The sequence below is a fragment of the Phycisphaerae bacterium genome, from assembly GCA_035384605.1.
Taxonomy (GTDB): domain Bacteria; phylum Planctomycetota; class Phycisphaerae; order UBA1845; family PWPN01; genus JAUCQB01.
Genome location: DAOOIV010000033.1, coordinates 1 through 24,208 on the forward strand (window position 1 = coordinate 1; position 24,208 = coordinate 24,208).

The window sequence follows — 24,208 nt, forward strand, 5'->3', positions numbered from 1 at the left end:
GCCCGTCACCGTCCACGTCCCAGAACCGCGTGGTCTCGATGTTGCCGCACTTGTCGATGTCGTGGCTGACCCACTCGATCGGCCGGCCCCTGGGGTTTTCCCGCCAGCGGAGTGTCCCACCCCACCAGCCGCCGGTGATGATGTCCTGATAACCGTCCCCGTTAACGTCCATCGGATAGCAGGAGAAATCGTCGTAATAGTCCTCCACCCGCATGACGTCGGCGATCTTATGTTTTCGCGAGAATTCCGGCCCCTCGAACCAGCACCCGCCGGAGACAATATCGAGGCGACCGTCGTTATTCACGTCGAACGCGGCCGCAGCCTCAAAGGTTACGTCACCGATGCGCAGCCGCTCAAAACGCAGCGGTGGTTCGGTTGCCTGAGCAACGGCCATTGCCGCGCCGATGGCCAGCAGATGAATCAGCATGTTGCTTCCTCACTCGGTCTTCTGGGCAAACGAAACCGGCGAACCGTCCGGTCTGGTGATTCGCATGCAGAACTCCCAGCCCATGGTGTTCTGCCAGATCTTCATCAGAATCCTGTTGGTCCCGGCCTTGAGTTTGACCGGTACCCGGTCATTATCGACGACCATCGCCCGTGCTTGCCACAATTCAAACACCTGCTCGTCGTTAACCCAAATCTTCTCGCTGTCATCGACGCCCACCAACAGAACGGCGTCCGTCGGCTTTTCGACCGTGATCTCCGTATATGCGTAGGCGATGCACTGCTCGCCGTCGGCGACCGTTTTTCTCAGATCGATTTTTCCGTTGGGATCCTCGGATACCACCGCCTTCCACTGAACCCGTCGCTTGCCGGACATGTAGCGGCCGGACAAGTTGACGTTTGGCTCGTCGACGTACCTCATATTCCAACCTTTGTTCTCCTCGCCCAACTCAAACGGCCCAACCACCCACCAGTTCGTAATCGTGCCCAGCAGACCTTGCAGATCGACCTTCGCGCCGGCTGCGGCCATTCCCTTGGCGACCTCGCGCATGATTTCGAGTGGCGGACTCATCTGCGTCAACGTCTGATAGAGCTCAAGAGCCGCGTCCTTCTTGCCGGCGGCTGTCAAAGCCGAGCCGACGCTCAGCAGCGCACTCATCGCGGACGGTCGCAGGTCTTTGTCCGTCGCGGCGGCCTTTACCGCTTCGGCGGCATCTGCGATCGGACAGGCGGCAATGCCTTCAATCGCCCGCTGACGGGTATCGTGGTCGGTCGCAGCCGCGTTGTCGAAAGATGCCAGATAGGCCGTCCCGGCCTCGTTCTTCCTGCCGGCGGCCCTCAGCGAATCCGCCACTGCGAGCAGACCCTGCCGGGCGACCGCTTTCTCCTCGTCACTGCCGGCCCGGACGGCCGTCGTCAGCAGATCAATGCCCTCGGGTAACCCCGCTGCCGCCAAGGCCTTGAGCCCCGCCATGCGAAACGCCGGATCCTCCGACTGTGCTGCCTGCGTGAGAATCGGTGCGGCCGGCGCGTGTCTCTTGTCCCCCAGCACGGAAACCAGAGCTAGCTGAGTGTTGCGAGGAACGCGCGGATAGGACTCAACGATTGCTCTGGTGACGTCTACACCCTGCATCGAGGTCAGGGCCCCGATGCCGGCACGCCAGGTATGTGGCTCCGCGTCCTGAATGGCATCGAGAATCGGCCTGACGCAAGTGCCGTCGCCGATCTGTCCCAATCCGGCTATAGCGCCGTCGCGATCCATTCCCTGGCCGGTCTTGAGAATGTCAAGGTATGTGTTCACCGCCAGCTGCCAGTTCCCTCCTCTGTCGGCAATGGCTCCAACAAGCCGCAGCATTCCGTCCATAGCCTCCGCATGTGTCGAGGCGTCAGCAACAGCCACAACCGCCCTGGCGACGTTCAGTAAACTGGGATCACCGGTCCATGCAATGGCTCGCAGAGCGGCGGCCCGCACGGCCGCGTTCTCGCTCTTTGTCATGGCCAGGGCCGCCTGCACGTTGGCCATGCGCTGCAGGCGGGCGAACGAGTTGAGGATCGCCATCTGGAAATCCGGTTTCGCCTTGGGAAGGTAGTCTCGGAGGGCGGTGCTCGCCTCGGGCGTGCCCATCTCCTCGAATGCCGCGCGTGCCTTTTCCTGAAGACTCGCGTCGTATAGGAGAGCGGCCATGGGGCCGACATCAAACCCTTCAGGAACGACCAGAGGCAGGAGTCTGAGTCCTCGGATCTTTACCTCCTCCGGCCGATCGGGGGCCACGAGGGTCATGATGCAAGCAGCCACTCTGACTCGGTCGGCCTCGCGACCCGGAATACTCACCTGGTTGGCGAAGTCGGCCAGCACGTTGAAAGCTGCGCTCCAGACCGCGGCCTTCTCATGCCCGACCAGCGGCACCAGCTTGGGTACCACTTCGATGCCTTCGCGGGGCAGCAATTGTCGGGCTTCGGAACGAGCCTTCTCATCATCGCCTGCCAATTGGGCGATCAGAGCATCGCTCTGGGAAGCCATGGCGGGCAGGGCTGCAAAGGCCTGCTCGACCGAGCTTTTTTGCGGAACGACCACGCCGGATGGCCCGGCCACGCCGCTGCAACCGCCCGCCAGCGTAACCGTCGAAATCGCGGCGACACACGTGAGTCGAGAGAGTCTATTGATCACAGGTATGCTCCTGTTCTGGTTCCGATCCCCGGATTCTACAGGTGCCACGGAGCCCGGTAAGCTCGTGACAGATGACGGTCGGCCTCCGCGTCGCGGATGAACCGCTCGTTCTCGCCGTCCCACAGAAGCTTGCGGCCCACCTTCAACGCGATGCCCGCAAGCAGCACGGGTATCGTGGAACGGAAGCCCTGTTCGATGTCCGCGGCCGGCAGCTTGCGGCTTCGGATGCAGTCAAAAAAGTTGTTGTGATGCGGCGGGTGAGCCCAACTCCGCTCGGGTTCGCCGACATACTGTGGTATACCCAGTCGTCCCGGCCAGACCTCGAACGTGTTCCGGTCGATGGTCAGCGAACCTTTGGTTCCCTGGAACTTGATGCCGTAGTCGTGTCCGTTGTACTGGTTTGAGTGGCGCTGTTCCCAGGTTACGGTACAGCCCTTGTACTCGAACAAAGCCTCAATGTTCTCATAGTTGTCCGCCCCGGCGCCGCCCCGATAGCTGCCTCCGAGGGCCTGAACACTCAAGGGGCGGTCCTCGCCAATGCCCCAATGCACGATGTCCATCAGATGAACGCCCCAGTTGGTGAGCTGGCCGCCTCGGCAGTAGTCGTGCCAACCCATGAATCCGTAGTGCCGCTCTGGGGAGTAAGGAACCTTGGGGGCCGGTCCGAGCCACATGTCCCAGTCCAGTCCTTCTGGCACCGGTCTGGGGGTCTCACCAACCTGCCAGCCGTTGACGCCGACCCAGCAAGTGGCCGAAGTGATCTGCCCCAGCCGCCCGCTGTGGATGAGTTTCATGGCGTCCTGGAAGATGGTCATTGACCGTTGTTGTGTACCGACTTGCACTACCCGGCCATAGCGGCGCGCGGCCTGAACCATGGCCCGCCCCTCGGCAACGGTGGGGCACACAGGCTTCTCGACGTACACATCCTTGCCGGCTTGGCAGCCCAGGATGGTCATCAGGGGGTGCCAGTGGTCGGGTGTTGGCGCCCAGATGGCGTCGATGTCCTTGCGATCCAGCACCCGTCGGAAATCCTGATAACCGTCAGGCTTCTTGCCCGACAGCTTATCGACGACGCCGATGGCGTTTTCGTATCGCGGCTTGAAGCAATCGCACACCGCGGCAATCGTGCATTGCGGGTTAACCGAGAGGGCCTCGATGTGCCGCGTTCCCATGCCGCCGCATCCGATGATCGCGATAGTCACCTTCTCGTTGAGCGAGATATCACCATGGCAGGGGCGGGTACGAAGCAGGGGGCCCAGGCCTGCGAAGACGATTCCTTGTCCGCTGATTCGCAGGAGCTGACGACGACTGATATCTCTGCCTATGCGCATGTTCTGTGTACCCTCGTTTGATGAGCCGACTCAAGCTTTTCGACCGGCGAGTGTGGTTGCTGTTGTAATATGGGCATCACTTGAGCGTCAACACGGTTGCGGCTGAGAGAACCAGGGCATGACGCTTGGGGCGGCTCTCCTTGGACGGGAGCCTCGCCGCAGCGAAGCTGGCCTCCACGGCCGAGCAGGCGGGCGGGGCCAGACGACAAAGCGGTCAACGGCAAAGGACAGCGTTTCGTTGCGGCTACGGACCACAAGAAGTGTCCTGAAGTGGTTATTCCCCTACGGTAATCTCGGTATGCCCAGATTACCGTTTTAGAGTCTCCCTGAGGCCTGCGGGAGCGAGCTTGTCTCAGAGCAGTGGTCACAGCGACTTAACGACGCCGGCAGCCGGCAGATTCCCCAGCTTGACGCATCGGGGAATGACCGGTCACGGCAATTCTCTCGTTTCCAGAGCGCAAGTTTAGGTTGTGGCGGCAGATAGGCCTCCGCCCGAGCATCCAGACCAACGCAGGATAGGTCGCCTGGAGCTCAGCGAGGGAGGGTTCCACAATGCCGGAAGATAGCCCGAATCAAAGATTCTTGTTGACACGCTTTCCAGAGTTCCTCTATGATGGGTTCATGCTGATTTGGCGGGGGTGTATATCCGGCCCCGCCTTGCTGTCGCTAAAGCGCGTCAACAGATGCTCGGGAGAGAGACACTTCTTCGAGCATCTGCGGAGTACTTTAGGGTCGTCACCTCCAAGGGTTTTCGTTGTTAGGGCCGTTTGTCGTGCATTGCATTGTTTCACCTACTGAATCGACAGGCTCAAGAGCTGCGAGTTGGGTCTTGGCTTGAACCCGTGGCGGGATGCGATCGGCGCTCAGGTGAGAAACACGCGTACAGTGCGATTCGCGTGAGTCGCATTTCGATAGGGGAGGTTCTCAGGAAGGCGGTCCAATTCCGGACGGGACTTGCGTATGCCGGCGAGCTGCGTGGGCGCGCCGGACCCATTCAACCCGTTTGCCGGAATGCCGCGAGGAGGAACAGCGATGAGATACCTGGTTGCACTGTTTGTGTTTGGGGTCATGGCTGCCGGGGCGTCGGCCGCAGTGGTTGTCGGTGGGACAGAGACTTTCACCAGCGGCGTCAACGGCGGCGCAGACTGGGGCGTCGGCGGCGCATCGGCCTATGATGGGTGGCAGGTGGACTTGTTTAAGGGCTATGATAGCCGGCCCGGCAACAACGATCACAAAGAGTACTTCGGCTCAACAGGACAGATCCTTACCGACTGGCCGGATGGCAGGAAGTCCAAAGGCCAGCCCGATCCGGGGAGCCACTCTGGCGATCCGGGCACGCTGGTCGTTCAACACAACGCTTTCTGGAATGGCGCCGACCCGAATAAAGGTGAAACCGACCCGCCAAGCACGTGCACTCAACTCAAGTATATCAGCTTCAACAGTGTCGCAGGCACGACGTACGAGTTGACCGGGTGGGTCAATACAGTATACATCCAGCACGGTACAGCGTGGGACGGAATGCATCCTCGGATCGTCGATCACGGCACTCCCCCGATGCCGGCGCAGTTCCCGGATATCCAGATCGGCTTGAAGAACGGCTTGGCTGATGCCAACGACTTGGACGTCACCTATACGCAAGTCACGAATCTGATTGACAATATGGCCGGCGGTGCTCCGAACCCCAATGCATGGGTGCAGTTTTCGGTGAGTGCGGTTGGCGACGGCGGGCCCATGACTATTCTCTTGAAGGTCGCGGCGCCGGACATCAGCAGCGGTGCGGTTCACGATACCCGAACCTGGGATGTCGACGTTCGCTTCGATGACATCACCCTGACCCCTGAGCCGACGGCTCTGGTTCTCCTGAGCCTCGGCTTGTTCTTGGTCCGCAGGCGCTGACAGCAGCCGGCCACTCGACAGGCTCTCTCATTCGGACCCCGGGTCTGATGACGCCCGGGGTCCGTTTTCTGCGCACTGCTTGCACGTTTGTGGAGTTGCATCGGACGTTCATTCGGTTGGGCGCCCCGTCGAACCCAGGGCCTGCCGCGATGGAAACGCCGCATCCTCGCCCGGGCGCGAGTAAAGGTAACGGTGTTTGAACTGCTCATTGCCGCGGCGGCGGCTCTCGGCCTGCTCGTGATCCAGTCGTGCAAGAAAGCCATCGGGCAGGGCGTTCCCACGGATGGCGCCGAGTCGCAGACTCCGGCGTCGTTCAGCATATTCGATGTTCAGCGTTGACAGCCGGACGTCTACCTCTGCTGTCAGTTCTTCGAGAACCTCGTCACCAGCGCCCCGTGTCTCGATATGCAGCATGTAATACGGCGGGTCACCCCAGCGCGGGGCCAGCACGAAACCGGTCACGCCGATCCCCGTCCGACCGGCCGCCTGACTCACCGCCTGCATAACCTGATGCTCGGTGAGTTTCTCGCCGGCCAGCGAGCAGATGTGGGCTCCCTTGCTCAGGAATTCGATCAACGGTGCCTGCCCCTCATATCCGACTACTCGGACCAGATCGCCGATGTGGTAGCGATACAACCCCGACGCGGTGGTCATCAACACGAAGTACTCCTGACCGACGTCGAGTTCGTGACACAGAAAAGTCTTCGGGTTGGTTTCTTCGATTCGATCCGGCGGCACGAACTCGAAGAAGTGGCTCTGGGTGTCGAGGATACCCGCCGGCGTGTAGTCCTCCATCGGGATGGAGATTCGCCCCTCGCTGGCCAGCAAACCGATGTCTCGTACCGGCACGTCCCCAAAGTATTTCGGAAAGTCCTGGAGATACAGGCCCATGGTGCCGCCGGTCCAATTGGCAATGAAGGCCAGATTCCAGTAGTGCTTGGGCAAAAGGGCCCCATATCGTTCAACAATGCCCTCGAGCTCCCGCGCTCTCTCATGATCAGGTCGCAGCCGGTCTTTCAGGCTTGCGAAAACCTGGGCAGGAACAAATAACTCGAAAGACAGCGTCCCGTCATGGACGTCGCGGATCAACCTTTCCCGATGCTCGTCGGCAGTGCGGGCAAGCTTCAGTTGGGTGGCCGGATTCGCGGTGATCATGAAGGCGACGTCCTGAGCGATCGCGAGCCTCATGATCGCGTAATACTTCGCGACAGGCTCGGTGATCTGGGCGGTGCACTGGGGTGCAACGTAGTACTTGCGGACCAAACGTTTCTGGGTTGCGGCCATCAAGCCCGTAATCGCCCCGCAGGGAATACCCGCAGGGGTCCTTGATTCATCCATTCTGGACGTTACTTGCACGATTCCGCGCAGAAACGCCTGGGGATGGTCCAGAAGGGCCTTGATGCCGAAGACGTTCCAGCCGCGACGGAACGTCCTCAAGAATTCATCTGTGACCGGTATGTATTTGGGGCGGTCGGTCGTTCCGCTGGTCAGGGCGAACATTCTGACGCGTTGCCGCCCCCCGAACATGGCTTGGAGGCGTCCATTGCAGACTCGTTCGATGTAGGGTCGATGATCCTCATAACGCAGAATCGGAACCTGCCTTCGGAACGCGTCCACTGATCCGATCCGATCGAAGAGATGGTCGCGCCCGAAGTCGCTGTCGGCATTGCGGCGAACATGCGCCGCGAGGACTTGCTTCTGGACTTCCGTCGCTTTGCGAGTCGCAGCCATGAACCGCCTGTAAACCGCCTCGGCATGATGCCTGGCGATCACGTACATGACGCGGTCGGTCAATGAGGGTGTCGATCTCATGTTGCCTGTGCCGGACGTGCCCGTTATGTCCCCCCGGACGGTGCGACGTGCGGTATGGCCTCACCCGCGGCTCAAATCAGTGATTTGAGGTGGTCGAGACTGGCCGCCGCCTGGTCGATCGTGCCGCATTCCACGCTGAAGCAGATCGTCCGCTGGACGGGCTTGAGGATGTCGATGACACGTTTCCAGTCGATGACCCCTTCACCGCAAGCGCATCCAACCGGCGTACCGGTAACCTTGCCTCGTTCGTCCTGGCTCTGCTTGAGGCTGATGTCCTTGGCGTGCATATGGATGACGCGGTCTCGGCAGCGTTCGAGCCACTCGTACGGGTCGGCACCGGCCAGGTACGCGTTGCCCGTGTCGAAGTTGATGCCCAGCGACTTGGACTTGACCAGGCCGTATATTCTGTCGAGCCCCGCGGGAGTCTTGCTGTACTGCTGGTGCTGCTCCAGGCCGATCAAGATGCCGCGCTTTTCGGCGGCGCGAGTCGCTAGCGTCAGCGTATAGGTCATAAGAACGTGGTCGGTGGCTTCGTCGGTGAAATCAGGTTTGGGTCCTTCGTCCGTGTTGACGATCGGGGCCGCAAGCTCGGCGGCAAAACGGATCGCGGATCGCAGATAGTTGACGCTGATATCGGGCTTGCACAACGGCGAGTGGGCGCTGAGACCTGAACAGCGAACCTTATACTTCTCGCAAATTGCCCGAATGTCGAGGGGATCCTCGAACATTGAGACCGTATGGAAGTAGCCGGCCTCGCTCATCAGTTCCCGTCCCCAATGCACCATGGGCTCGATGAACTCGTAGCCGATCTCGGCCGCCTTCTCCACACCCGCGACGAAAGACATGTCGTGATGGCGGACGAACTCCATGTTGATGCCGATCTGAATCCTGGCCATTGCTCAGCTCCTTACTGGTTCTCACGCCCTTTGCCAAACGGGAACATTCTAGCAACCTGCTGGCCGACCGTCGAAGCGCGGGGCTAGCGTCCCGGCGGGTACACCGGGTCGATCGCGGTCACCGATGCCGGCAAGATTGCCCACTTTGCCAAAGCGAGGGGTGGGTCGGCTGGCGGACTCCTCAGGGTGCGTGCAGGCTCCCGCTACTGCACGTGTTCCCGGTTCTTCAGTGAAGAGCCAAGGCCGATGCCCCGTGTGCTTGGATGGGGGCCGGGTGCTACAATCCTGGGGTTGGGTTGCACGTGCATACCGGAGCATTAGCCCGATGATCGCCACGCCCAAGGGAACTCACGACCGCCACCGGCTCCAGTGTATGGAGATCTGGGGCGGCAACAGGGCCGTTGAGGACACCGTCTCGGTGTTTGGCATCGACGCATGGGTTCTGAGTCTTCCGCATGCCGAGGGGCAGCAGGGCGGGGATATCCACTATGTCTCGATGTGTGGCAGCGGGCGGATCGCTCGGTTCATCGTGGCTGATGTGGCCGGCCATGGCAACGCCGCTGCCGACTTGGCGGTTGTCCTGCGTAATCTGATGAAGAAGCACATTAACCGACTCGATCAGACAAAGTTTGCGCGAGACCTGAACCGCGAATTCGGTCTGGTCGCCAACGATGGGAGCTTCGCCACCGCCGTTCTCGCCACCTACTTCGCTCCTACGGGTCACCTCATTCTCTGCAACGCCGGCCATCCGCCTCCGTTGTGGTACCGGAGCCGTGACCGCCGCTGGAGGCCCCTCGTGCCCACCATGCCCGAGCAAGTGAGTCGGGTTCGCAACCTTCCGCTGGGCGTGATCGAACCGACGGATTATCAACAATTCGCCGTCTCGTTGTCAGAAGACGATCTCGTGCTTCTCTATACTGATTCGTTGATCGAAGCGGCAAATCCCGCGGGGGCAAGACTCGGTCTCGATGAGCTGCTCGGTATTCTTGAGAGACTTGACGGCAGCCGTCCGGAGGGCTTGAACCACGAGATAGTTGCCGGCGTCCGCAAGTGGGCAAGCCCGGTACGACTCGATGATGACACGACCCTATTGCTCCTACGGCAAAACGGCGAGAGGCCGTCTTGGCCGAGCTTCTCCACAACCGTGAAGGTGCTGGGGAAGCTCATTGGTCTGGTGGATTACTGACCACGATCATCTGCCCAGCGGCTAGAGCGCCTCCCCTCTATGCTGATTGAGCCAGAAAGCAATCCCGTTCTGTTATGCATCCGGTGCTGAAAAGGCTTGCCATTCGTGACGCTGACGGCCCAAACTCGCTGTTATCGGACCTCAGGACCGCAAGCGCAGACTGCCGCATGCCAGTCGAGTGTTGACGCAAAGCATCTTGGTCGCGCGCGGGTGCCACATGCTTTTCATTGGTGATATCTCTTTATAGGACACAATATTAGGTCTGCTTTCATTGTATTGGCATAGGTTATCGCTGTTGCTCGCCGACATCATCGTGGCGTTGGCCCGGATGGCGGCAATTGATCAAATGTGCCTTTGAACAAAGATTTCTTTGGTGTAATCCACGATAGAAGCGAAGCTTGGGAAAGCCTTAGTGGCATCGGCAAAACTACCCACTTCCACTGGCACACCGCTTGCTGTTAGAATATGGGTAGAGGAGACGCCATTCCGCTGTGATGTTCTGTCGTGGCGGATGCTGAGGATTCAGATGCGACGACCGGTTCTTCTGTCTGGTCTCGCGATTCTTATTCGCACGTTCTCGTGCATGTACAACAGCGAGGTTTGGTCTAATCAGCCTGCGCTATGTCGAGTCTGATGATCGCGGTCGGCTGGCTGGTCGGTGTGAACAATCGGCGCCAAGTGTGGAGTTCGCGCTGAGCGATGGTTATTTGACGCACGAGGCGCCGGAGGGGCCTCGGAGCGCCAGCGGGGAAAGAGAAGCCGGCAGGGAATGAAGCGCATTGGAGGATGAGGAGGAGGGGAGGGGAAGGAAGCCTTGTGGCATTTCACAGTGATTGGGTTGTTCAATCGGCCGTGAAATGCGCAAACAATGACGGCCGCAGAATGCGGCAATGAGAGGCGGAAGGGACGCAGCGCGGCCCATGTGCGAGACAACGCACGCGGGCCGTGCTTTTTTGTTCGGAACGTATTCCTGCTATCAACAACTGAAAGGTCGCGACGCTACCCAGGGCGCGGCGCTGGGTCTGCGAGGCCCAGCCGTCTCGGGCGTGAAGGGTCCTGATTCTTTGCTACACTTTGCGATGACGAGTGCGAGCCTCGAAAGTGCCGTCCGGAAGCGGGTGCAGCTCGTAGTCGCCGAACAGGTTTGGGGCCTCTTTCTGAAGAACCCGCAGAACCTCCGCCGCCACCTTCCGAATCTCAACCTCGGCAGACTCGCTGCATCGCATCTCGATGAAGTGGCGCAAGGCTCTGGCGTTGGCCGTGACGAAGATCTTGGTCTCCGTCGCGTTTGGCAAGACCGACCGGGCCGCCTGTCGGGCAATCTTGCGCTGAAGAGTCTTATCCTGGACCTGCCAAGGGGCGTTCATCAGGGCGTTTACCAGTTCCCGATAAGCCTCCAGACTTTTTTCGATGGCCCGCAGCCAGACGGCATGCAGGCCAGGGTCCCGGGCGATGCAGTCGGGCTCGACGAAATCCGCCGTGGATTCGTCCACGTAGCGCTGCGAGAGTTGGGAGTAACCGAAACCGGCCCGATGCCTGATCAGTTCGTGGGTGAAGCTCCGTGAGACGCCAGTGATCAGCAGGTTGAACACGGCGTGTTCCAGCACACTGCCGTGTCCGACCTCCAAAAGATGTCCCAGATAAGCCTTGTTGCCTCCGGGACGGGGCTTGGCGAAACTCATGTAGCAGACCCGGCCGGCGATCTCGCACAGCTTCTGACCGGCGATATCCGTGTCGGTGGTCCAATTGGCCACCTCGTGGTCGGCCAGGAAACGGCTCAGTTCCTCTGGGTCGATCGTCTGCCGGCCGAGAAGATAGACCTTTGGCTCGCGGATGATTCTCAAGGTTTGAAATCCTCTTCAGCTTTCAGAAACCCCCGTCGTTCGTTGTTTGCTCGCCAGGGTTGCTCGCGGAGGCGACTCGGGCTACTCTAGTCATCTGAACGGCCTTTTCAATCAGGCCGATGTCCGGAAGACGCGGCCCTTGTGAATTTCTCTCTGGGCAGGACTCAAGGCGCCTGTGAGTCTTGCGGGTGTGGATGGGTACGCCCGACATCCATGGCTGGCTTACGGCGCGTGGCCACATTCTGACACGGCCAAGCTGCATGGCGCGCCAAGGCAGGACACGACCAGGGTGGTCCGCAGACCCTCCAGTGCGAATGAGGGCAGATGATGGTTGCGAATGTTCAGGATTACGTCGGCAGAGTGACGCTGGCCGATGGTGCTTGGGGAACCGAACTCGATAAGCTCGGGTGCCCGCCTGGCTACTGCCGCGAGGAATGGAATATCAGCAAGCCGGAGCTGGTCGAGAAGGTCGCCGCCTCGTATGTCGCGGCAGGCTCTGAGATCATTCTGACCAACACCTTTGGGGGCAATCGGATCGTGCTTGCCAGCCATGGATTCGAGGCCAGGATGAGAGAATTCAATGAGGCGGGTGCCTGTATCAGCAGGCGGGCTGCCGGCCACAGGGCCAAGGTGTTCGGGTCAATGGGTCCCAGCGGCAAGATGCTGTTGATCGGCGAGGTCGACGAGAAGACGCTCTATGATGTCTTCAGGGAACAGGCCGAGGCCCTCGCGGCCGGCGGGGCGGACGGCTTGGTCGTCGAGACGATGGCCGATTTGACGGAGGCCATGACCGCCGTTCGAGCAGCCAAGACCACCGGATTGCCGGTGGTGGGCAGCATGACCTTCGATTCCGGCCGAGACAAGTCCTGCACGCTCATGGGGGTGACGCCGGAACAGGCGGTACAGGGTCTGACCGAGGCCGGCGCCGATGTCATCGGATGCAACTGTGGAATCGGCATAGATAACTATATCAAGGTAGCCGGCCGCTTGCGAGCCGCGACCAGCAAGCCGATCTGGGTCAAGGCCAATGCCGGGCTGCCCGAAATCGATGGCAGCCGGGTGGTGTACAGGATGACCCCTAAGGAGTTTGCCCAGAAGGCACGCGAGGTGATTGAGGCCGGGGCCAACATTATCGGGGGCTGCTGTGGCACGACACCGGAATTCATCAATGTGCTGGCGGCGGCAGTGCGGTAGCTTTTCCGTTCGTTCCTGGCCAACGAGCAGCCGTCGGCACACTCCTTCGGTTTTCCGGGGCCGCTGGGTGCTTGACGGCGGGCGATCATGACGGGCCTACTCGTCCACGAGCAAAAGCAGGCAACAGGTTTCAGGAGAGGCGGATGCCCGAGTCGATTGTTGATGGCACATTGGAGTTGCAGGAGAACGGCGGAGGGTTCTTGCGCTCTCCCAGGCGCAACTACGCCGTCCATTCGACGGATGCATTCGTTCCTGACTCAATCATCAGGCGATGGCATCTCCGCGGCGGCGAGACGGTCACAGGCCTGGGGGTCGTGAACGGGCATGGCGGACGTTCTCGATTGGTTCTGTCCGCCGTCCAATCGGTAAACGGCTTGGAACCCGAGGCCTACGGGGAACTGCCCGATTTCGCCGAGCTGACCGTTATTGACCCCACCAGCAGGCTCTGGTTCGAGACGCCCGGCGGTTCGCTCTCCATGCGCGTTATCGATCTCATGACGCCCATCGGGCTGGGGCAGCGGGGTCTGATTGCCGCCCCTCCCCGGACCGGCAAGACGGTCCTTTTGCAGCAGATGGCCGCCGGGCTTGCCGCGAACCATCCCGAAGTTTACATGATGGTTCTCTTGATCGACGAGCGTCCGGAAGAAGTGACCGAAATGCGGCGGACGGTTCGGGGCGAGGTCGTCGCATCCAGTAATGACCAGAACGTCGCCAGCCACATTCGCATCGCCCGCCTGATGATCGAAAAAGCCAAGCGGATGGTCGAGACCGGCCGGAACGTCTTCATTCTCCTTGATTCGCTGACCCGCCTGGGCAGGGCCTATAACGCGGGCATTCGCTCCTCAGGCCGGACCATGAGCGGGGGCATCGATATCCGAGCCCTTGCCGAGCCCAAGGCGATATTCGGCTCGGCGCGCAACATCGAGCATGGAGGTTCCCTCACCATCATGGCCTCGGCCCTTATCGAAACCGGCAGCCGCATGGACGAGGTCATCTTCAATGAGTTCAAAGGTACGGGCAACATGGAGATCATGCTCAGCCGTGATTTGGCCAACTTGCGGCTTTGGCCGGCCATCGACCTTAATCAGTCCGGCACACGCAAGGAGGAATTGCTCCTGGGCAAGGAAGTTACGGAGAAGACCTACCGGATCCGGCGACAGATCTGCAATCAGCCGCCGAACAAGGCGATGGAAATGCTGCTCGATTCCCTGAGAAAATTCCCGAGCAACCAGGCTTTTCTGGACAGCATGCCTTTGTGAACTCGTGCGCGGCTTTCCAGTGGTTTGCCGCTGCGATTCCTCAATGCGTCCGCTTGTATCTCGATTCATGGTGCCTGCTAGCCGAAGACAGAACGGGCGGCATGCGCGACGGTGATCGCTCGTCCGATAAGCCGCACCTGCTGGCGACGAAATAACGGAGGCAGAAGCTCACATGGTGACCATCGCAACCGGCGAAGAACTGCTGGCCGAACTGCGGCGGCATTTCAGACTGGTGGAGATCGGAAATGACTGGCCGGGTTCCTGCAACCGGCGGCGACATACGCGATATGAGCTTGAATCGGGCTCGGTGCCCGTCGAGGTTTGTTCGCGCTTCGGATTGACCGCACGCGGCTTGTTGGCCGACATCGTGGTCGGCGGTGCGAGGGTGATCACCGACTATGTGCCTGCTATCGGTGAGATTCTTTCGCTCTCGTTCAATGTTAACAACAACTTTTACGTTCTGGACGCTGAAGTGCGCCATGTGGGCGTCGAGGGTTCTATTCGTTACGTCGGCGTCCGGTTCGTGGAGTAGCCTCTTGCCGTGGCGACGGCCGAGCCGCTTGAGCGGAGAGAACGCAGGGGGATGCCGGTGGCTCACTCGAACATCCGACTTCTGATCATCGACGACAGCACGTTTGTTCGAACGATCCTGCGAAGCGCGCTGTCCGGCCAACGTAACATCGAGGTCGTTGGTTTCGCCTCCGGCTGCGAGGAGGTGATCGAGAAGATCGATCACCTGCAGCCCGACGTGGTGACCGTGGATGTCGACATGGTTGACCGGCAGGGTCTTGAGATCCTGAATCTGGTTCAGTCCAGATGCTCTGCGAGGATCGTGGTCATCGCGTCGCTGAACCGGGAAAGCGCGAGCATGGCCATGGAGGCGCTGGAACGAGGGGCTTTTGATTTTGTCGTCAAGCCGAGGAAGACGGGCGTTGATGGCATTCCGAGATTCAGGGAACTGCTCTGCGAGAAGATTCTCGCCGCAGTGCGTGCCGCGAAATCGCGGGGGTCTCGCGGGCCTTTGGCCGACGTCCCGGAGGAGCTGATTGCGAGCGGAATCAAGGGCCGGTGGGTGGTGGGAATCGGGATCGGCACCGGCGGCCCCCAGACGCTGGCGAGAATGTTGCCGTCGTTTCCGTCGGATTTCCCGCCTGTTCTGGTCGCCCAGCACATGCCGCCTTATTTCAGCACCGTTCTGGCCGAGCGGCTGGCCGCGACGTGCCGGATGGTTGTGCGGGAAGCGGTCGATGGACAGCCGGTCAAGACCGGCGAGATCCTGATCGCACCAGGAGGCCTGCACATGCAGGTCGCCCGCCGGGGTGAGGAGCTCATCGTTGTATTGGAGGGTGGTCCTCGGGTGTCCGGCCATCGCCCTGCGGCGGACTTGATGTTCGAGTCCATCGCCGGCGCATGTGGTGCCAAGGCGGTCGGGGTGCTCTTGACCGGGGCGGGTCGTGACGGGGTTGCCGGTCTCGCGAAGCTGCGTGAACACGGGGCATGGACCGTGGCACAGGATCGTGCCACCAGCTATGTATTTGGCATGGCTGGCGCGGCCATCAGAGCCGGTGTCGTTGACCAGGTGTTGCCGCTCCCAAAGATTCCCAGGGCGATTGTATCGTTGATGGCTCAGGGCTGCCGCGAAACGGTCACGGCGTCGTAATTTCGTCTTGTCGACCTAATGCCAGATTGCTTACGTCGTATGCCAAGTCATCATACGGCAACCTAACCTCCGGAACAACCAGATTAGCGGCAGGTTGTCTTAGACTAAGGCGGCAAGGTCGTCGATATCTTGATTTGAGGTTTATAGGGAATTAGACTGAGGCCAAGGCAACCCTTGCGGGCGTGGCCCCTGTCTTGCCGTAAGGGTTCCTTCCGTCAGGATTTAAGATGATAGACCGACTAGCCGTAAAATTATTTCCGGAACGTGGGCATTCGGTGGTAATGCTACTTGCCTGCTGCATAGCGTTGGCGTTTTCCGACGTTCCCAGAGAGGCTGACGGGGCGGGACTCACTGAGGGGAGCCGGGTTGCGAGTTATCCGGTGAACACGGTGATTCCTCCGGGCACGCAAGGTGGTGGGCGTGCCGTCTTTATGGGGCAGGCTGTGCGGCCGATCCAGGGCGGAACCGCCGGTGGTCTGGGACAGAACTGGTATCGCCCGCAGGGGGCAACCGCACTGCAACGGCTGTATCGGGAGGCGGAGACAAAGGGCCCGCTGGGGCTGGAACGAAGGCCGAGCAGGTGGGACTCGCGGAGCAGGTATTCAGGCATTTCAGCTCTTTCTGGATCCTCCGAGGTCGAGGTGGGAACAAGCGTCGGGGCGGGAACTCCCGACCGGCCACGGGTCACAGACTCGCGTCCGGCGGAATTCGAAATCAGCCGTCCAACGGGGGCCCTGTCGCAAGCCGGCCTGGCGGCAAGGCGGGCAGCCTACCTGGATGCGGGCTGGGCATTATTCAAAGAGGGAAAATACCGCGAGGCTGCGGAAAACTTTGACCTTGCCAAGGGTATTGTCACGGGTGATCTTGGTGATCGACCCCAACTGCTCAAGCAGCGAGCACAAAGCAAGGTCGCATTCATCTACGCCGCGGTCGCCGCAGGCCGCTATTCAGAGGCCGCCGGCGAATTGACCTGGCTCCTCACGCCCGTCGACAGCAACGTCCCGACCCGAAAGGCTGATGCTGCAACGGGTCAGTTGCCTGATCCGCTATTTCTGACGACGGTGAAGAATATCCGCGAGAAGTACGGGGACAAGCGGGCCTTCGATGCTCACCTCGCCGAGCTGGGCGGATACGTAGCAGCCGCGCAGCGGCAGGCGGCCGTTGCGGGAGGCCAGGGGGCGACTCGGGAACTCGTGGAACTGCTTGCTCTCAGGGCATTCATGCTGTGGAGTGATGGCGAGAACCGAGAGTCGAGGATCAATGCTCGATTCACGGCAAACCAGTTGCCGCTGCCCTGGCGAGCACTCTCGCAGGCGATGGCTACGGCCGAGGCCGCCCTGTACGGCGGCCGGCTGGAAGGGTCAGGCACAGGCGGGCGAGCGACGGATGTCCGCCTTCCCTGGGAACGCTCGGAGGGAAGTTGAAGATCCCGCAAGCGGCGCAAACGGGCGGCCAACAGCATAATGGACTTGAACAAAGAAATGCCCGATAACCAGGGAAGGTTTGCGGCGGTGTGCAGACACCTCGCACGAAGGGAGAATTCGTTTGAGGAAGCTGCTGCCGGGCTTATGTTGCCGCATGTTTTGTTGTGAAGTGGTTGTCGAACGGGGCCCAGGATGGCCGGGGGGAAGTTGGCGGATTGGGGGAGGAAGCCAGAATGCCGATGGCGGATTCGGATCAACACAATGGCTCCGGTGTGCATTTTTCGAGCCGTGTGCTGCTTTCCATATTGGGGCACACGGTGTTGTTCAGCCTTGCTCTGCTGTTGGCCTTCGGTCTGCGATACGATTTCCGCGGGGCCGCAGCCGATGAATCGTGGTTCTTCAAGCAGTACTTGCCTTATCTACCCTGCTCACTCGCGGTCAAACTGACCGTTTTCGGTCTTTTCGGCATATTCAGAGATTCCTGGCGCTACGTGGGTCTTCGCGACCTGTTCTCCATTGTTCGAGCCTGTCATATCAGCATTTTTGTGTGCGTCATTCTCTATGCGGTCTACACTTGGTTGCTGGTTGCGTTTTCCCAGGGGAGGGAATGGCTGCAGGAGCGATACCTGCTCGAAATTCCCTGGCTGGTGTTCCTGCAGGACTGGGTGCTGACGATCGGCCTGGTCGCCGGGGCGAGAATCGGCTTTCGTTTCTATAACGAGGAACTCAGGCCCCTGGAGAGCACGTCCCAGGCAAGATTGCTGATTGTCGGTGCCGGTGATGCCGGTGATTCCGTTCTTCGCGAGATCATCCGGTCATCCGAGGATCGCTATCAGGTCGTGGGTTTCCTTGATGATGATCCGAATAAACAGGGCGCAAGGATTCGCGGTGTAAGTGTACTGGGCACGACCGCCGACATACGCCAGATTTGCGAATCGCATGACGTTGATGAAGTGTTGATCGCAATGCCGTCGGCCCCCCAGCGCCGGGTGCGCGAACTGATCGAGAAATGCAAAGGCAGCAATCTTCTCTTTCGCACGGTACCGGCGATAAGCGATCTGATCGAAGGCCGGGTGGAGGTCAGTCAGATTCGCCCTGTGAGCATCGAGGACCTCCTCGGCCGTGAACCTGTGACCCTCGATACCCATGCAATCGGTGAATACATCCGCGGCAAGGTGGTCATGGTCACCGGAGCCGGCGGCTCGATCGGCTCGGAGATGTGTAGGCAGATCGCCCGCTTCCAGCCCAAGATGCTCCTGCTGGTGGAGCGGATGGAGAACGCCTTGTTCGAGATCGACCGTGACCTGCAAAGGCTTTTTCCTGATCTCTGCCGCTTGCCCTGCGTTGCTGACATCGCCGACGCTCCCCGAATCAGGGGGTTGCTTCGGAAGCACCGTCCCACGGCGGTGTTCCATGCCGCGGCTCACAAGCACGTGCCCATGATGGAGTGGAACCCGGGCGAGGCGATCAAGAACAATGTGATCGGCACTCGCATCCTGGCCGACTGCGCCTCGGAGGCCGGAGTCGAAAAGTTTGTGATGATCTCAACCGACAAGGCCGTCAACCCGACCAGTGTGATGGGATGTACGAAGCGCATTGCCGAAATGTACGTCCAGCAACTCGGCAGCCACACGGGCTCCAAAACGGAATTCGTCACCGTCCGGTTCGGCAACGTCCTTGGCAGTAGCGGCAGCGTGGTGCCGATCTTCAAAGAACAAATCGCCCGAGGCGGACCGGTCACGGTGACGCACCCGGAGATGACCCGCTATTTCATGACCATCCCTGAGGCGGCGCAGCTCGTTTTACAGGCCGGGGCCATGGGCAAGGGCGGCGAGATCTTTCTGCTCGACATGGGCGAACCGGTGAAGATCGTCGACCTGGCCTTCGACCTGATCACCTTGAGTGGGCTTCGCCCCAACGAGGATATCGAGATTCGCTTCACCGGCATGCGACCGGGCGAGAAGCTTTTTGAAGAGCTCTCGATCGCAGGCGAGGATGTCAGCCCCACCCAGCACCCCAAGATCGGCATCATGCGCAAGCGCCCGGAGGACTTCAACCGCATCCGTCAGCGGATCGACGTGTTGGCGGCGATGGCGGATACAGCCTCGGCCGAGGAACTCCGCGCCGAGCTGGCCGCAACGGTGCCCGAGTATGTGCCGTATGTTTCGCCATCCCCCCACGGTGTTGACCGTGCTTCCCAGGCCGCTCGGACGGGGGAACGGCCCGTATCCGCCCGCGTGGCTCCGGCCGGGCCCGGCGCCGCATAAGACCTTCCTGACCCCACCCCGGATGCATTCAGCGCCCTGCAGGCTTTTATCGGGCTGTTTCAGCAGCGATCCGGTCGGTCCGAATGGCGCAATTGTCTTATTCTGCGCTGCTTAACGCCGCGGTTGCCGTAACCGATACAACCACAGGCCGGGACGAACCGCGCTGACGGCCGTTATCGCGAACGACAACGCGGCCAGGCCACGCGCACCACGAGGATGCTATGAGCGATCGCGATTCCTACCGCGAGGGGATGGCTGCGTATCATGCCGGCCGCTATGAGGACGCCGTTCGCAAGCTGACCCCTTTGGCCTCAGACGGCGAAGGGGCGACACGCGTGATGAGTCGTTTCTATCTCGGCCAGGCGCACTACCGCCTCGCCGTTCGGTTCTTCGACCAGCGATTGTTTCGGGATGCCAGTCACCACTTTCGTCTGGCCGCGCAGGCTAACCCTTCGGGAGGAGGGTTTGCCGGATTCCTGGCCCGCTGTTGCAGAGGCGATAAACGCTTGGCTGAGACAGCCCATCGCTACGCCGAGTGGGTCCGGCATCATCCCGCCGACGCGGGCAGCCGAGTCAGGCTGGCCTTGGCTCAATGGAAGATCGGACAGCCCGGTCAGGCGATGGCGACGCTCCAAGAAGGTCTTGCGGCTTGCCCGGGCAACGCCGATCTCCATTACCAGATGGGCGTCCTGTTCGCCGCAAACGAGCAGTTTCATGAGGCCAGACAATGCTTTGAAAAAGCATTAGAGATCGATCCTTCCCACGCGGGAGCCCATGAGCGACTGGCGCAGTGCCATGGCGTTGCCGGGGATGCGCGAGCGGCGGCGGAGGAACTGCAGAAGGCCCATGCGCTTGATCCGGAAAACGCCCGAGTTGCGATGCAGATCAGCGTCCTTGCCGGAACCATCACCGACCGGAATCTGCGTCTCAGCACTATTCCGCAGCCTGGTGATTCCTCGCCACGATACGATCAGGCCGATATCGAGCGGCTTGGGGAGGCCGTGGTCGCCGAACCCGACTTTGTTGACGCTTTTCTTCAATTGCCCAAGACCGAGGTGGATCAGGAGGTCTTCAACGTCCTTCGGGCGACGCTGGAAAAGGCGTTGGAGAAGCACCCCGAGTACGCCGACCTGCACTACCACTGTGGGCGGGTCTATCACCGTCTCGGCGGCGAGGCAAAGGCCATACGCCACATCGAGAAGGCGGTGGAGATCAACCCGCGATATGTGGACGCGCTTATCCTCCTCGCACGGCTCTATGGGCAGACCGACCGCTGGGGCCACGGCATCGAGCGGCTGCGCCAAGCGATTGATGCCGGCGCGGACTATCCGGACGTGCATTACCTCATCGGACGGCTTTATCAGAAGGCCAACCAGCCGGAGCAGGCCCGCCAGGCCTACCGGCGTGCCCTGAGCCTCAAGAGCGATTTTCCCGCGGCACGCGAAGCGCTTGAAGCTCTCGGGACGTGAAGAGGGGAATGAATGTCATATTTGCTCGAAATGCTGGGTCGCGGGTGGCTGGGACGCTTGTCGGACGCCTTTCAAGATCGTCTGACGCGCATTCCCGCCCGCGACTGCGAAACGCTTCAGGCTCTCATCGAGCAGAACCCCGAAGAGCATTACTTGCATATGGAGCTCGGCTTTGCGCTGCTGGCCAGGCACAGGATCTCCCAGGCACGTAATGCGTTCGGGGCGGCGCTAAAGCTGAACCCCAGCAGCATCCTGGCCCTGGTCAGCCGGGCCTGCTGCCAGGAAGAGATGGGTCTATTTGACGACGCCGCGAACGATCTGCAGGCGGCCTGTAACCTCTTGCCCGACGATGTTGCCATTCAATTCGGGTTGGGGTATTGCCGGGAACGGGCCGGTCGAACCAACGAGGCCATCGAACACTATCAGGCGTCTCTTCGCCTCTGCCCCTCGTTGCGAAACGCCCACGAACGCCTGGCGGCCATCTACCTGCGCCAGAATCGCATTGAAGAGGCCGTCGAGCAATACGAGGAGATGCTCGTTGACGAACCCGGGGATGTGGACTTGCACATCACGGTCGCCAATCTCTATCTCCGGCTGGGGCGCGCGGAGGATGCCATTCGCGAATTCGAACGAGCCCTGCTCATCGAGCCCGACAACTGGGGCGCCCGGAACGATATGGCCGAGACGCTCGAGCAGGCCGGCCTGTATCGCGAAGCGATCGAACAGCTCCACATGATGTGCGAGCAACGCCCTGAGTGCGCCGAAACGCACCTGCGACTGGGCGATCTTTATGCGAAAATCGGTCATGACGAGGCGGCCCTGAAATCGTACACCCGGGCCCTCGAGCTGCACCCCGGCTATCTGGAAGCGACGGTCAAGGTTGGGACCCAACACCTGCGATCTGGCCGTTATGTCGACGCGGCTGCATTCTTCAGCCGGGCAATCGAGATCAACGACCGGCTCCTGACAGCCTACGTGGGTCTGGGCGTGGCCCAACACTCTGCCGGGCGGCAGGCCGAGGCGTGGTCGAGCTTTGACCTGGCTGCCAGCGTGGAGCCGAACACTACACTGCTTTACTCCGAAATGGCCCGCATCCACCTCAAGTGCGCCGCTCAGCAGGAGGCCGAGGCGTCCTTGCACCTGTCACCGCCGGACGAGGTCGGGCCGCCCGAGGACCGCATCTCCGACCTGATTGACCGCCAGATCGAACGGCACCGCGAGATGGTACGGGAGCGGCCGGCTCATGCCGATCTGCACTACCGGCTCGGTTTGCTGCTCCGACAGCGCGGGCGGCTTGAAGAGGCTATTGCCCAATTCCAGCAGGCCGTCCGCATCAACCCGGTGTACAGCAAGGCTCTGATAAAACTTGGCCTCGCCCTCTATGAAGCCGGGCGGTCCGATGAGGCCATCCATGCCCTGCAAGAGGCCCTCGCCCTGCATCCCGAATACATTGAGCTGCACTATCGACTGGGAGTGATGTTCGCCGACCGGCAGCAGTTTCGGCTGGCGGTCGAGCATTTCGAGCAGGCAGTCGCGGCCAACCCGCAAAACGTCGAGTTCCGTGAAAGCTTGGCGTTGGCCCTGGAGAGCATGGGGATGATCGACCGGGCCAAGGCCATGTGGCACCGGATCTGCGAAATGTCCCCCAAGAGCGAGCACGCCCAGCGCGCCCGCCACGCCATCTTTCGACATACCGCCGGTTGACCGCAGCGTTCCCGCGGCCGATTGCCGGGCCTCGTCTCAATACTCGCGGTCCGTCTTCTTGCCCGGCATCGGCACCGGATACCTGCCGTCGGCGTCCGGCTGCAGGGGGGGCGGCGAATCCTCGGTCAGCTTGTCCAGCCCGGGCGCAAATTCGTGGTCGGAGTTGAGGATTTGCTCGTACGTAATCTCTCGACCCGTATGAGCGGCCATGCGGCCCATGGAGGTCACCAGGCTGGCCTCGACCCCTCGCTTGACCTCGTTGTACGGCTTGTCGTTGCGGATGGCGTCCACGAGGTCGTTCCATTCATTCTGGTAGGGACCTTCATCGCCCGGCAGGTTCTTGGACTCCCAGATTTTGTCCGAGTCCTTGATGCTCAGTCCCTTGTAGAGACTGGAAGGGGCTCCGCAGTCGCCGCCCGCGGAGGCAATCCCCGAGCCTTTTGTGCCGTGCAGGTAACTCGCGTAGAAGTCGCTGCAACCGGGCATGCAGCGGCCGTCGAAGAAGAATTTCGTCCCGTCGGCGTAAGTGTACTCCACGCTGTAGCTGTCGAAGTTCTGGTCCACGTAGGGCACGCCCTTGTCATTCACCTTGTAGTGGCGACCGCCGACCGCTTGGGCCCTGACCGGCCACGCGTTCTTGATCCATCCCAGGTGATCGATGATGTGGATGTTGAAGTCGCTGAAGCACCCACCACCGGACCACAGGAAGCTGTGAAACCGCTGGATCTGGTACATCAGGTGGCTGATGCCTTCGGGCTTGGGCGTCGACGCAAAGCTGCCGATCAGCCCGGCCATGCGGTAGCCCCGCTGAAGCACAATCTCTCCAATCTCGCCGTCGTGCACGCGCTTGGCCAGTTGCTCCAGATGCCGGCTGTGCCGAGACATCAGCCCCACGCCCACCTTGAGGTTCTTCTTCTCCGCCGCCTCACCCAGCGCGAACATCCGCCTTGACGTCGGACCATCAACGGTCACCGGCTTCTCCATGAAGACGTTCAGGCCCTTCTCGATCGCATAGGCGAAGTGAACCCAACGGAACGCCGGCGGTGTGGCGAAGATCACCACGTCGCCCGGTTTCAGGCAATCCATCGCCTTCTTGTAGGCATCGAACCCCAGGAATCGGCGGTCCGGGGGAACGTCCACCTTGTCGGCGCGGCCCTTACTCAAGCCCTCGTAAGAACCCTTGAGCCGGTTCTCGAAAACGTCGGCCATGGCCACCAGCTTCATAGACGCACCCTTGACCGCGAAGGCGTTGTTGACTGCTCCCCCGCCCCGGCCGCCGCAGCCGATCAAAGCCAACTGGATGGTGTCCGAGCCGGCCGCATGCACGGCGGGCACGGCCGTGCCTGCCAGAGCCGAGACGGCGGCGATCCGGCCGGAGGTCTTCAGGAATTCGCGTCGCGACGTCGCCTTGGATGATGAGGTTCCGCTCATGATGGTTCTCCATATAAAGAATGGATCGAGGTTTACGGCTGGGATTATACCAGCCCGATGGCCGGACGGTCCAACAGTCGCGGCAGGTGGCTCTTTGACACCCAACACGCCCCCGCCACCGGACCGTTGCCATGCGAGGTTTCGGCTCTTGACTGTCAGTGTTCAGTGCGGCTAAGAATGTGTCTCCAAACGGTGGGGCACGGTCGGAGCCGCTGAAGGTGGCG

The 24,208-nt window shown here is 60.9% G+C and carries 17 protein-coding genes; 10 read left to right on the forward strand and 7 right to left on the reverse strand.

Translation table 11 applies throughout. The features are described 5' to 3' along the window. The 3 genes from PLL20_09505 to PLL20_09515 all read right to left on the reverse strand — a co-directional run. Window positions 1–427, reverse strand: a 427-nt coding sequence (locus PLL20_09505; GenBank protein HPD30218.1) for a VCBS repeat-containing protein, incomplete at its 3' end; no start/stop codon positions are given. Window positions 428–436: 9 nt separating this feature from the next. After that, window positions 437–2,611, reverse strand: a complete 2,175-nt coding sequence (locus tag PLL20_09510) for a HEAT repeat domain-containing protein (GenBank protein ID HPD30219.1) — start codon at window positions 2,609–2,611, stop codon at window positions 437–439. Window positions 2,612–2,646: 35 nt separating this feature from the next. Beyond that, window positions 2,647–3,942, reverse strand: coding sequence for a Gfo/Idh/MocA family oxidoreductase (locus PLL20_09515; protein ID HPD30220.1), 1,296 nt, complete (start codon window positions 3,940–3,942; stop codon window positions 2,647–2,649). 1,032 nt (window positions 3,943–4,974) lie between these two features. Between PLL20_09515 and PLL20_09520 the strand changes: the two genes are divergently transcribed. Beyond that, complete coding sequence (locus tag PLL20_09520; GenBank protein ID HPD30221.1) at window positions 4,975–5,838, forward strand: hypothetical protein; 864 nt, start codon at window positions 4,975–4,977, stop codon at window positions 5,836–5,838. Between the two features lie 108 nt (window positions 5,839–5,946). Here the strand turns inward: PLL20_09520 and PLL20_09525 are convergent, their stop codons facing one another. Then, window positions 5,947–7,650 carry a GH3 auxin-responsive promoter family protein gene (locus tag PLL20_09525; GenBank protein ID HPD30222.1) on the reverse strand — a complete coding sequence of 568 codons (1,704 nt, stop codon included), beginning with the start codon at window positions 7,648–7,650 and terminating at the stop codon, window positions 5,947–5,949. Between the two features lie 71 nt (window positions 7,651–7,721). Beyond that, window positions 7,722–8,546 (reverse strand): sugar phosphate isomerase/epimerase family protein, encoded by an 825-nt coding sequence (locus PLL20_09530; protein ID HPD30223.1) that lies wholly within the window; start codon window positions 8,544–8,546, stop codon window positions 7,722–7,724. Window positions 8,547–8,871: 325 nt separating this feature from the next. Between PLL20_09530 and PLL20_09535 the strand changes: the two genes are divergently transcribed. Continuing rightward, window positions 8,872–9,732: a PP2C family protein-serine/threonine phosphatase gene (locus PLL20_09535; GenBank protein HPD30224.1), complete on the forward strand. Its 861-nt coding sequence runs from the start codon at window positions 8,872–8,874 to the stop codon at window positions 9,730–9,732. Between the two features lie 1,067 nt (window positions 9,733–10,799). Here PLL20_09535 and thyX read toward each other — a convergent pair. Continuing rightward, window positions 10,800–11,576: an FAD-dependent thymidylate synthase gene (gene thyX / locus PLL20_09540; GenBank protein HPD30225.1), complete on the reverse strand. Its 777-nt coding sequence runs from the start codon at window positions 11,574–11,576 to the stop codon at window positions 10,800–10,802. 324 nt (window positions 11,577–11,900) lie between these two features. Between thyX and PLL20_09545 the strand changes: the two genes are divergently transcribed. The 8 genes from PLL20_09545 (at window position 11,901) to PLL20_09580 (ending at window position 22,553) form a co-directional block, all read left to right on the forward strand. Beyond that, window positions 11,901–12,770, forward strand: a complete 870-nt coding sequence (locus tag PLL20_09545) for a homocysteine S-methyltransferase family protein (protein HPD30226.1) — start codon at window positions 11,901–11,903, stop codon at window positions 12,768–12,770. 143 nt (window positions 12,771–12,913) lie between these two features. After that, window positions 12,914–14,029 carry a transcription termination factor Rho gene (rho, locus tag PLL20_09550; GenBank protein HPD30227.1) on the forward strand — a complete coding sequence of 372 codons (1,116 nt, stop codon included), beginning with the start codon at window positions 12,914–12,916 and terminating at the stop codon, window positions 14,027–14,029. A 172-nt stretch (window positions 14,030–14,201) separates the two neighbouring features. Next, the gene (locus PLL20_09555) at window positions 14,202–14,561 is read left to right on the forward strand and encodes a PilZ domain-containing protein (protein ID HPD30228.1); all 360 of its coding nucleotides are present in this window, start codon (window positions 14,202–14,204) and stop codon (window positions 14,559–14,561) included. A gap of 57 nt (window positions 14,562–14,618) precedes the next feature. Further along, on the forward strand, window positions 14,619–15,689 hold the full coding sequence (cheB, locus tag PLL20_09560; protein HPD30229.1) for a chemotaxis-specific protein-glutamate methyltransferase CheB: 1,071 nt from the start codon (window positions 14,619–14,621) through the stop codon (window positions 15,687–15,689). 380 nt (window positions 15,690–16,069) lie between these two features. After that, window positions 16,070–17,113 (forward strand): hypothetical protein, encoded by a 1,044-nt coding sequence (locus tag PLL20_09565; protein HPD30230.1) that lies wholly within the window; start codon window positions 16,070–16,072, stop codon window positions 17,111–17,113. A gap of 233 nt (window positions 17,114–17,346) precedes the next feature. Beyond that, a complete protein-coding gene (locus PLL20_09570) occupies window positions 17,347–19,380 on the forward strand; it encodes a nucleoside-diphosphate sugar epimerase/dehydratase (GenBank protein HPD30231.1) in 2,034 nt (677 codons plus the stop codon). A 221-nt stretch (window positions 19,381–19,601) separates the two neighbouring features. Beyond that, complete coding sequence (locus tag PLL20_09575) at window positions 19,602–20,849, forward strand: tetratricopeptide repeat protein (protein ID HPD30232.1); 1,248 nt, start codon at window positions 19,602–19,604, stop codon at window positions 20,847–20,849. Between the two features lie 12 nt (window positions 20,850–20,861). Next, complete coding sequence (locus PLL20_09580; GenBank protein ID HPD30233.1) at window positions 20,862–22,553, forward strand: tetratricopeptide repeat protein; 1,692 nt, start codon at window positions 20,862–20,864, stop codon at window positions 22,551–22,553. Between the two features lie 36 nt (window positions 22,554–22,589). Here PLL20_09580 and PLL20_09585 read toward each other — a convergent pair whose 3' ends face one another. Continuing rightward, a complete protein-coding gene (locus tag PLL20_09585; GenBank protein ID HPD30234.1) occupies window positions 22,590–23,984 on the reverse strand; it encodes a Gfo/Idh/MocA family oxidoreductase in 1,395 nt (464 codons plus the stop codon). Window positions 23,985–24,208: the final 224 nt, after the last annotated feature.